The sequence below is a fragment of the Pseudomonas sp. GW821-FHT09A09 genome (assembly GCF_059418405.1).
Genome location: NZ_JBWKPU010000019.1, coordinates 53,879 through 64,298 on the forward strand (window position 1 = coordinate 53,879; position 10,420 = coordinate 64,298).

Genomic DNA, 10,420 nt, shown 5'->3' on the forward strand with positions numbered 1-10,420 from the left:
GCGGTCTACCGGTCAGCCTATGTGCAAGCTGACAAACCGCCATCGCCGGCAAGCCGGCTCCTACAGTGGGTGGGGCAAAGCCAGCTGCGGATTGACGAAGTCAAACGCCGCCAGCTGAAACCCTTGCTCATCCACCTGCAACGCCCACCCTTGCTTGTCCCAATCCCCCAGCACAATGCGCTTGGCCGCCTGGTCGCCAATCTGCAGCTTATGAATGGCGGGGCGGTGGGTGTGGCCGTGGACCAGGGTGCGCACGCCAAACTGTTGCATCACCCGTGGCACTTCTTCGGGGGTCACATCGACGATGTCGTTGGCCTTCATGCGCGTCTGCGCACGGCTTTCACTGCGCAGCTTGCGCGCCAGCTTGTGGCGGGTGCTTAGCGGCAGATGACGCAGGATGAACAGCACGATGGGGTTGCGCAGGATGCGCCGCAGCTTCATGTAGCCGACGTCGCGGGTGCAGAGGCTGTCGCCGTGCATCAACAGCACAGGCTCGCCATGGAGTTGCACGACACTCGGGTCTTTGAGCAAGGTGGCACCTGCGGCTTTGCAGAACGCCTTGCCGATCAGGAAATCGCGATTGCCGTGCATGATGAAAATCGGGGTGCCGCTGTCGCTCAGCTCACGCAGAGCCTCGCCAATCGAACGCTGGAAGGGGGTCATGCCGTCGTCGCCAATCCAGGCTTCAAAGAAGTCCCCCAGAATGTACAACGCCTGGGCACCACGGGCGCGACCGTGGAGCAGATCCAGAAACGCCCGGGTAATGTCCGGGCGTTCCTCTTCCAGATGCAAATCTGAAATAAGCAGGATCACGCTTAGATGATCTCGGCTTTCTCGACGATAACGTCTTCTACCGGAACGTCCTGGTGGCCGGCTTTACCGGTGGTCTGCACGCCTTTGATCTTGTCGACGACGTCCTGGCCTTCGGTGACTTTACCGAATACCGCGTAGCCCCAACCCTGCACGTTCTTGCCGCTGTGGTTCAGGAAGGCGTTGTCGGCAACGTTGATGAAGAACTGCGCGGAGGCCGAATGCGGCTCCATGGTACGGGCCATGGCGACGGTGTACTTGTCGTTGGAAAGGCCGTTGTCCGCTTCGTTCTGGATGCTTGGGCGCTTGTCTTTCTTTTCTTTCATGCCTGGCTCGAAACCGCCGCCCTGGATCATGAAGTTACCGATGACACGGTGGAAAACGGTGTTTTCGTAGTGGCCGGCGTTCACGTACTCGATGAAGTTGGCGACGGTGATCGGCGCTTTCTCGGCGTTCAGCTCGATGACGATGTCACCGTGGTTGGTGGTCAGTTTGACTTGAGTCATGTTCACTACTCTTTTCAGGGAATTCGTGGGTTTGGGTGCCCGGGGCACCACGACCGGTATGGCGAAACTGCGGCCAAGGCGCGCAGTTTAGCGTGACCTGCAGGAATTTCGAGGTGGTTTTTTACCGCCCATGCAATAAATGCAGCAGTTTTCGGCCTCGCTCTGTCAGGTGCTTGACAGCATCGGCTATGATATCGCCTTTGTTTTGTCGGCCTAGCCCGGCCACGTACTTGTCTGTTCAAGGATCCTATGAGCAAGCCCACTGTCGACCCTACCTCGAATTCCAAGGCCGGACCTGCCGTCCCGGTCAATTTCCTGCGCCCGATCATCCAGGCGGACCTGGATTCGGGCAAGCACACGCAGATCGTCACCCGCTTCCCGCCAGAGCCCAACGGTTACCTGCACATCGGCCACGCCAAGTCGATCTGTGTGAACTTCGGCCTGGCCCAGGAGTTCGGTGGCGTCACGCACCTGCGTTTCGACGACACCAACCCGGCCAAGGAAGACCAGGAATACATCGACGCCATCGAAAGCGACGTGAAGTGGCTGGGCTTCGAATGGTCCGGTGAAGTGCGCTATGCCTCGCAATACTTCGACCAGTTGCACGACTGGGCCATCGAACTGATCAAGGCCGGCAAGGCCTACGTCGACGACCTGAGCCCGGAACAGGCCAAGGAATACCGTGGCACCTTGACCGAGCCGGGCAAGAACAGCCCGTTCCGCGACCGTTCAGTGGAAGAGAACCTGGACTGGTTCGCCCGCATGCGCGCCGGCGAGTTCCCGGACGGCGCCCGCGTACTGCGCGCCAAGATCGACATGGCCTCGCCGAACATGAACCTGCGCGACCCGATCATGTACCGCATCCGCCACGCCCATCACCACCAGACGGGCGACAAGTGGTGCATCTACCCGAACTACGACTTCACCCACGGTCAGTCGGACGCCATCGAAGGCATCACGCATTCCATCTGCACCCTGGAGTTCGAAAGCCATCGCCCGCTGTACGAGTGGTTCCTGGAGCACCTGCCGGTGCCGGCGCACCCGCGTCAGTACGAGTTCAGCCGCCTGAACCTGAACTACACCATCACCAGCAAGCGCAAGCTCAAGCAACTGGTTGACGAGAAGCACGTGCACGGCTGGGACGACCCACGCATGTCCACGCTGTCGGGCTTCCGTCGCCGTGGCTACACCCCGGCGTCGATCCGCAACTTCTGCGACATGGTCGGCACCAACCGTTCCGACGGCGTGGTCGACTTCGGCATGCTCGAATTCAGCATCCGCCAGGACCTCGACGCCAACGCTCCGCGCGCCATGTGCGTGCTGCGTCCGTTGAAAGTCGTGATCACCAACTACCCGGAAGACCAGGTCGACAACCTCGAACTGCCGCGTCATCCGCAGAAAGAAGAACTCGGCGTGCGCAAGTTGCCATTCGCCCGTGAAATCTACATCGACCGCGATGACTTCATGGAAGAGCCGCCAAAGGGCTACAAGCGCCTGGAACCGGCCGGCGAAGTGCGCCTGCGTGGCAGCTATGTGATCCGCGCCGACGAAGCGATCAAGGACGCCGATGGCAACATCGTCGAACTGCGTTGCTCGTACGACCCGGACACCCTGGGCAAGAACCCGGAAGGCCGCAAGGTCAAAGGCGTGATCCACTGGGTGCCGGCTGCCGCCAGCATCGAGTGCGAAGTGCGCCTGTACGATCGCCTGTTCCGTTCGCCGAACCCTGAGAAGGCCGAAGACAGCGCCAGCTTCCTCGACAACATCAACCCTGACTCCCTGCAAGTACTCACTGGTTGTCGTGCCGAACCCTCGTTGGGCGAAGCACAGCCGGAAGACCGTTTCCAGTTCGAGCGCGAAGGTTACTTCTGCGCAGATATCAAGGACTCGAAACCCGGTCGCCCGGTATTCAACCGTACCGTGACCTTGCGTGATTCGTGGGGCCAGTGATTCTCTAAGGAAGCCGTTGTGCTAACGATCTACAACACACTCAGCAAGACCAAAGAAGTCTTCAAGCCGCTGGATGGCAACAAGGTGCGCATGTACGTGTGCGGCATGACCGTGTACGACTACTGCCACATCGGCCACGGCCGCAGCATGGTGGCCTTCGACCTGGTGACCCGCTGGTTGCGTTTCAGCGGCTATGACTTGACGTACGTGCGCAACATCACCGACATCGACGACAAGATCATCAACCGCGCCAACGAAAACGGCGAGTCGTTCGACGCGCTGACCGAGCGCATGATCGCCGCGATGCACGAGGACGAGGCGCGCCTCAACATCCTCAAGCCGGACATGGAACCGCGTGCCACGGACCACATCCCGGGCATGCACGCCATGATCCAGACCCTGATCGACAAAGGGTACGCCTACGCCCCGGGCAATGGCGACGTGTACTACCGCGTCGCCAAGTTCATGGGCTACGGCAAGCTGTCGCGCAAGAAGATCGAAGACCTGCGTATCGGCGCACGTATCGAAGTGGACGAAGCCAAGCAAGACCCGCTGGACTTCGTGCTGTGGAAAGGCACCAAGCCGGGCGAGCCGAGCTGGGAGTCGCCATGGGGCGCGGGCCGTCCGGGCTGGCATATCGAATGCTCGGTGATGTCCACCTGCTGCCTGGGCGAGACCTTCGATATTCATGGCGGCGGCAGTGACCTGGAGTTCCCGCACCACGAAAACGAAATCGCCCAGAGCGAAGCGGCCACCGGCAAGACCTACGCCAACGCCTGGATGCACTGCGGCATGATCCGCATCAATGGCGAGAAGATGTCCAAGTCCTTGAACAACTTCTTCACCATTCGCGACGTGCTGGAAAAGTACCATCCTGAGGTTGTGCGCTACCTGCTGGTGTCCAGCCACTACCGCAGCGCGATCAACTACTCGGAAGACAACCTCAAGGACGCGAAAGGCGCCCTGGAGCGTTTCTACCACGCGTTGAAAGGCCTGCCGAGCGTAGCGCCTGCCGGCGGCGAAGCCTTCGTGGCCCGCTTCACCGAAGTCATGAACGACGACTTCGGCACCCCGGAAGCCTGCGCGGTGCTGTTCGAGATGGTGCGCGAGATCAACCGCCTGCGCGAGAGCGATCTCGACGCAGCGGCAGGTTTGGCGGCGCGCCTGAAAGAACTGGCCAGCGTGCTCGGGGTTCTGCAAATGAAGCCTGAAGACTTCCTGCAAGCCGGCGCCGAAGGGCGTGTGGATGCGGCTGAGGTGGATGCGCTGATCCAGGCGCGCCTGACGGCGCGTGCCAACAAGGACTGGGCGGAATCCGACCGTATCCGCGACCAACTCACCGCCATGGGCGTGGTGTTGGAAGACGGGAAGGGTGGCACCACCTGGCGCTTGGCTGATCAGGCTTGATCGGTAAACGCTGAACAAAAAACGCCCCGACTGGTTCGGGGCTTTTTTTTGGCTGTTTTAGCTTGGTACTTGATGCCCAGAGTCGAATGTAGCCTACCCACTGATATCCAAGGTTCTCTTGCAGTGATAGGTGTGCCTCTGTAATGATGATGGCATTATGATTCTTCGCTTGCTATGAGTGATTCATAACATTCAGATGGAAAGGGCTGGAAACCGCCTTTTTTACAGGGAGTAGGTGAGTGAGATTTCAGTACAGTCATTTGTCACCCGGACAGTTCGAGTCATTGGTGATCCATCTCTGCTATGAGTTGCTTGGGTTCGGTACTGAAACTTTTTCCGATGGGAAAGATGGTGGGCGAGACTCGAGGTTTGAAGGTAAGGCGAACTCATATCCAAGTATTGCTGAGCCTTGGACGGGGGTGACGATAATACAAGCAAAGCATACTTCTGCATATAACAAGAAATTTTCAGATGGTGAATTTTTTGGAACCGCCTCCTCGGAAATTGATGGTGAAATCCCAAAAATTATTAAGTTGATAGAGAGCGATTTACTTAAAAACTATTTTCTATTTTCTAATAGGAAGCTGCCGGCTAATGCGGCTTTAAATATACGCAACTATATATCTTTTCAGACTGGTTTGGAATCTTCCAGTGTTGGGTTAATCGGTGTTGAGCAGTTTGAGAACTACTTCAAAAGATTTAAGCATATCCCTGAAGCTGTTGGCCTGAATCCATTTGATATGCCGCTTAATATCGAGCCGGATGAATTGGCTGAAATTATCGTAACCCTAAAAAATAATCTACAGGCTATCAAGGCCGTAGATGCTACGCGCAGAATTGTTAGGGTCAGTTTTGATCTAAAAAATCAGATCAATAACCTAAGTGACTCTTACGGTGGTGTGATCAAGAAGAAAATCGGCGAGATGTATCAGGTACAAGAATTTCTTGCTATGCCGGAAAATGAAGAGCTGCAAAAGCTATACATGCAAAGTGCTGAAGAACTCGCAGCAAAAATAAGTGTATTTCATAGCCCAGATCAGAAATTTGAGCATGTTCTTGAAAAAATAATTGATTTGCTCTTGGAGCGTGATGGCGATTTGAGAATGAATAAGCCACTTACAAGGCTAATGATATATTACATGTATTATCATTGCGATATTGGTGAAGAACATGCTGCTGTTGCCAAATAAGAATGCACACCCCGATTTAACAATATTGTCAGTGTCGGCATTTTTGTTGTCGGTGCTTAGAAAGTATAGGGTCCAGCCTTACTCGGATTTATATGGCAAGCTCGTAAGTCACGAAAAGCGTGCATCTTATTTATTTGAGGGGGCACTTGAGCTCCTATTTTTATTGGGGCTTGTTCAATATCATCCAAGAAATGACATTTTAGAGTATGTGGGGAAATGAAAATATCAAGGATTTATTCGAATTTCGAAGGCGAATTTAAGACGATTGACTTTTGCAGTGGCTTCAATGTGGTTCTAGGTCAGATATTTCATCCCGAAAATTTACAGAAAGATGCGCATAATCTGGGGAAGTCAAAGCTTGCTGAGTTAATAGACTTTTGCCTTCTTAAAGGTCGGAGCCCAGAGTTTTTTCTTTTTAAGTTTCCGGCGGTTTTTACCAAGTATGTATTTTTATTGAGTTAATTTTAAATTCGGGTGGTTATATAACTATCAGAAGGGGGGTGTCGAGAAATACAAAGATCTCGATTAAGAAGCACAGCGAAGGTCGTCAGTATTTTCGTGGTGATGGAGTGTCTTGGGATTATGAAGATGAACCCATTAACATCGCAAAAACGTTGCTGGAGTCTTACTTGGATCTTGCTGTTGTTGGGGCGTGGAATTATAGGGATGCAGTAGCTTATTGTCTTCGTTCTCAAGAAGATTACACAGAGGTTTTTAAACTGGATAAGTTTCGAGGGCAGCATGTGTTTTGGAAGCCGTATTTAGGTCATATACTTGGATTTCAAGCGCAAGCTCTTGTAAGGAATTATGAGTTAAGAAACGAAATAGATCTTCTAGGGGTTAAGCTGGCTGATTTGAAAAAAGTTCTTGGGTCTACTCAGGGAGACAAGGGCGAGGTTTTAAGTCAGCACCTTCAAAGTCAAATTGAAATATCTAAAAGCTTGAGCTGGCAGTTGGATAACCTGAATTTCGATGAGTCAGATAAAAAATATATTGAAGAGTTGACTGGGGATATTGATGCTGAATTAGAGGACCTAAATAGAGTCAAATATTATTTGACTGCAAGACTTAGGAAGCTTCAAAAAACTGCAGCGGTAGATAGTGGGCGCTTTGATCTTGAGTCTGTTGCTCAGTTATTTGAGGAGGCAGGCGTGGTGTTTGGTGATCAAATAAAACGCTCCTACTCTGATTTGGTCGAGTTTAATCGCCAGATAACTTCGGAGCGTAAGGAGTTTGTTCAGCAGCAAACCTCGGAGCTTGAGCAGACGCTTGAGGAGGTCACAAGTAGAACAGATGAGTTAAACTCGGAGCGATCGAATAAGCTGTCTTATCTGAGTTCGTATGATATTTTTTCAAAATATAAAGAAGTTGCAGGTAGGTTGGCGGAAATAAATTTAAGTATATCGGAGATTAATAAAGGCCTCGAGCTTAGTGAGTCTTTAAAGAAGCTTGAAGAAGAGTCTCGAGAGCTGGTTCGTGAAAAAACGAATACGGTGGAGCGGATTCGCGTTAATCGTGAAAAGGTTATAAATGGTAAGGGGGAGGTTTATAATAAAATTAAAGATGTGTTTGTAGATTGTATTTCAGAAATTTTGAATAAGAGCGGTGCGATAACAACTGAGCAGAATGGCGAAGGGAATCTCGAGTATTTTGCAGGGCTCATCGGTCCTGACGGAATTATTACGGGTGAAAGTGACGGTCATAGTTATAAAAAAATACTTTGTATTGGTTTCGATTTGGCTGTTATGTCTGCGTACTCAGAGGAAAAGTTTGTTCGCGTTCTTTATCACGACGGAGGTTTGGAGACGTTGGATGATAGGAAGAAACTTGAGTTTATAGAGTATGTGCGAACCGCTTCTAGTATGAATGGGTTTCAATATATACTGACGGTGATTGAGTCTGACCTTCCTGCGGGGTTTAAATTTCCTGATCATGAAGTTGTTCGTGTGCTACATGATGATGGGGCCTCTGGTAGGTTGTTCAATATTCCCACTTGGTGAAAGTTTTCTATTGATGATCGGGCGATCCTATACAAACGTTAAAAGATGCGCCCGGACTGTATGTGGAATTTTTATGTGCTTATCTAGACGAACGGTGGTCTAGTGCGCGCTCTACCAAGAGATGAATCCCCTCCAGAATTCGACAAATACCTAGCGCTACGTCACGTGGAGCGCCTTCGATTTCGAACGCTAGATGACTAGTGAGCGCCTGAACAGAGCTAATGTCCTCCGACGCATTGATCAGAAGTGTCTCGACGTCTAACCCTTCGCGTACGTTAAACAAATTAGTCCCCTGAGTAGATGGCTCTGGTCTCTCGGATACATTCAAATAGTGGTTAATTGCTCGATGAGCGGCGGTGTGAAATGCGGTTGAATCTAGCGGCGGATTTGGACTGTCTTTAATCATGACAAAGCTCCTAGAGTAATGGAGCCGCCCCCATCGCTGCGAAACGATACCTGGGTGGCAGCTGTACGCAGGTTCGCAGACCGGGACTCTAGGCACCCGGCATACCCGAAGGTATCCCGCGCACAGCCGCCATAACATCAGGCATAAAAAAGCGCCCGCTATCTGAGGTGGACGCTGTGCGTCTAGAGTTTAACCGGGCTGCGAAACCCGGTCGCTGAATTTGCAGCGACCGCCGAAGATTAGGCAGCCATCTTCCGAGGGACAACCCTAAAGAGCTGTCGGAAAATTCTGCTTTTTTTTGCTGGGCAGCACCACCGGACCAATGGTGACCCCCCAATCTAAATGTGGGAGCGGCGGTGCGGCGATTCGACTTGCCCGCGAATGCGGAGTGTCAGCCAGTACATGTGTGACTGATACGCCGCCATGGGAGTGGAGTTGGAAGACGGGAAGGGTGGCACCACCTGGCGCTTGGCTGATCAGGCTTGATTGGTAAACGGTGAACAAAAAAACGCCCCGACCGGTTCGGGGCTTTTTTTGCACATCATTTTAACGGCTTGCTAGATCCACTGTAGGAGCCGGCTTGCCGGCGATGGCATCTGCTCGGTGTACCTGATCCACCGAGGTGTTTTCATCGCCGGCAAGCCAGCTCCTACAGTAGGCCGAGCACGACACCCATCACCGGTCGGCTCTAAGGCCGCCGCGTCTGCTTTTGATCTTAGGCGCCCCGTTAACCACGCTGGCCGAACGCAGGCTTGAATCCGTGGGTAACCCGGCAGGACGCCGGGTTAGCCGTCCTGGGCCAAGGATGGCCCATGACGGCGGCCCACGGATTCAAGCCTGGGTTCGGGCACGCCGAGCCTAAGCGAGGTGCCGAGTGGTGGGGAAAGAGCCTTTTGCTTACTTTTGGGCTGTTCAAAAGTGAGCCGCCGTAAGGGCGGAACCCATAGCAGCCGTTACCGCAGAAATGGATATGTACTCAGCATCTTGGTCGGCCCAGAGTACGCCATCGCCGGCAAGCCAGCTCCTACAGGTGTGTGGTTTCAGGTTTTTGCAATGGCATAGCGGCTCTGCACAAAGCCGTTTGCCGAAACCTCTGTGCCAAGATGGCGAAGCGCGTGCTCGCTGCCGATCACGCCGAACAACGCAATGCCTTGCCCCAGCAACACCGGAATGCGCGTGATGATCAGCTCGTCGATCAGGCCCGCCTCAAGAAACGCCTGGATCGTCTGCCCGCCGTCGATATACAGATGCTTCATGCCGCGCTCGGCCAACTGCTTGACCAGTGTGCCCACATCCGCCGCCAGCACTTCCACCTTGCCCTGTAGATGCGCGGGAATCTCCAGCGCCTGGCGAGACAGCGCGATGACCGGCAAACCCTCATAAGGCCACTCGGGAAAGGACAGGACTTTCTCCAACGTCTTGCGACCCATGACCAAGGCATCGACGCTGGCAATGAAGTGTTCATACGTCACGCCATTCAAGGTGGCGATTTCATATTCCGGGCGGTGAAGCCACTCGATGTCGCCGTCAGGCCGTGCAATGAAACCGTCAACGCTGGCTGCGATAAATACCGAACACTTGATTTCCATGGGGGGTGAATCTCCTTTTTCCTATTTGTTTTGACGTGCGCCCAATCGTAGCTTTAGATAACTTCCCGACCCGGCCCACGACGAAAATGGCAGTGATTAAAATGGATTGTATTTTCTGCAGCATCGTTAAAAAAACCTCCCCAGCCCACATCCTGTGGGAAGACGACCAGCACATGGCCTTCCTTTCGATCTTCCCCAATACCCCGGGTTTCAGCGTGGTAATCCCCAAACAGCATTACGGCAGCTATGCGTTTGCGCAGTCGGATGAAGTGTTGTCGGCGTTGATCGTGGCGACCAAGAAGACTGCGTTGCTGATCGACCGCGCGTTTCCCGATGTGGCGCGTACCGGGATGATGCTGGAAGGTTATGGCGTGGATCACCTGCACGCGAAGTTGTTTCCCATGCACGGCACCGGGTCGGACAGTGCGTTCAAACCGTTGAGTTCGAAGGTGGACAAGTTCTTCGAGGCCTATGAAGGCTATATCTCGTCCCATGACCATGCGCGGGCGGATGATGCCGGGTTGGCGGATTTAGCGGCGCACATCCGATCTTTCGCCTAGCA

10 protein-coding genes are annotated in these 10,420 nt (G+C 53.4%); 6 read left to right on the plus strand and 4 right to left on the minus strand.

Annotated features, from left to right (window positions below; all coding sequences use genetic code 11):
- Positions 1–60: 60 nt before the first annotated feature.
- A complete protein-coding gene (lpxH, locus tag AC07OV_RS17770) occupies positions 61–813 on the minus strand; it encodes a UDP-2,3-diacylglucosamine diphosphatase (RefSeq protein WP_494996446.1) in 753 nt (250 codons plus the stop codon).
- 2 nt (positions 814–815) lie between these two features.
- Entirely contained in the window at positions 816–1,316 is a 501-nt protein-coding gene (locus AC07OV_RS17775) for a peptidylprolyl isomerase (RefSeq protein WP_123717841.1), read from the minus strand.
- Between the two features lie 249 nt (positions 1,317–1,565).
- On the opposite strand from AC07OV_RS17775, the gene AC07OV_RS17780 reads away from it, so the two are divergent.
- The 5 genes from AC07OV_RS17780 (at position 1,566) to AC07OV_RS17800 (ending at position 7,863) form a co-directional block, all read left to right on the plus strand.
- Positions 1,566–3,266: a glutamine--tRNA ligase/YqeY domain fusion protein gene (locus AC07OV_RS17780; RefSeq protein WP_176998842.1), complete on the plus strand. Its 1,701-nt coding sequence runs from the start codon at positions 1,566–1,568 to the stop codon at positions 3,264–3,266.
- Positions 3,267–3,284: 18 nt separating this feature from the next.
- Positions 3,285–4,673 (plus strand): cysteine--tRNA ligase, encoded by a 1,389-nt coding sequence (gene cysS, locus AC07OV_RS17785; RefSeq protein ID WP_176998841.1) that lies wholly within the window; start codon positions 3,285–3,287, stop codon positions 4,671–4,673.
- A gap of 239 nt (positions 4,674–4,912) precedes the next feature.
- Positions 4,913–5,863 (plus strand): ABC-three component system protein, encoded by a 951-nt coding sequence (locus AC07OV_RS17790; RefSeq protein ID WP_495092676.1) that lies wholly within the window; start codon positions 4,913–4,915, stop codon positions 5,861–5,863.
- The gene (locus tag AC07OV_RS17795; RefSeq protein WP_495092677.1) at positions 5,844–6,083 is read left to right on the plus strand and encodes an ABC-three component system middle component 8; all 240 of its coding nucleotides are present in this window, start codon (positions 5,844–5,846) and stop codon (positions 6,081–6,083) included. Before AC07OV_RS17790 ends, AC07OV_RS17795 begins: the two co-directional genes overlap by 20 nt.
- A 280-nt stretch (positions 6,084–6,363) precedes the next feature.
- Positions 6,364–7,863, plus strand: a complete 1,500-nt coding sequence (locus AC07OV_RS17800; RefSeq protein WP_495092678.1) for a DUF2326 domain-containing protein — start codon at positions 6,364–6,366, stop codon at positions 7,861–7,863.
- 79 nt (positions 7,864–7,942) lie between these two features.
- Here the strand turns inward: AC07OV_RS17800 and AC07OV_RS17805 are convergent, their stop codons facing one another.
- Together AC07OV_RS17805 and AC07OV_RS17810 are read right to left on the minus strand one after the other, a co-directional pair.
- Positions 7,943–8,407: a DUF6124 family protein gene (locus tag AC07OV_RS17805; protein WP_495092679.1), complete on the minus strand. Its 465-nt coding sequence runs from the start codon at positions 8,405–8,407 to the stop codon at positions 7,943–7,945.
- Positions 8,408–9,309: 902 nt separating this feature from the next.
- Positions 9,310–9,858, minus strand: a complete 549-nt coding sequence (locus AC07OV_RS17810; protein ID WP_495092680.1) for a dihydrofolate reductase family protein — start codon at positions 9,856–9,858, stop codon at positions 9,310–9,312.
- Between the two features lie 101 nt (positions 9,859–9,959).
- Here AC07OV_RS17810 and AC07OV_RS17815 point away from each other — a divergent pair, with 101 nt between their 5' ends.
- Positions 9,960–10,418, plus strand: a complete 459-nt coding sequence (locus AC07OV_RS17815; protein WP_495092681.1) for an HIT family protein — start codon at positions 9,960–9,962, stop codon at positions 10,416–10,418.
- Positions 10,419–10,420: the final 2 nt, after the last annotated feature.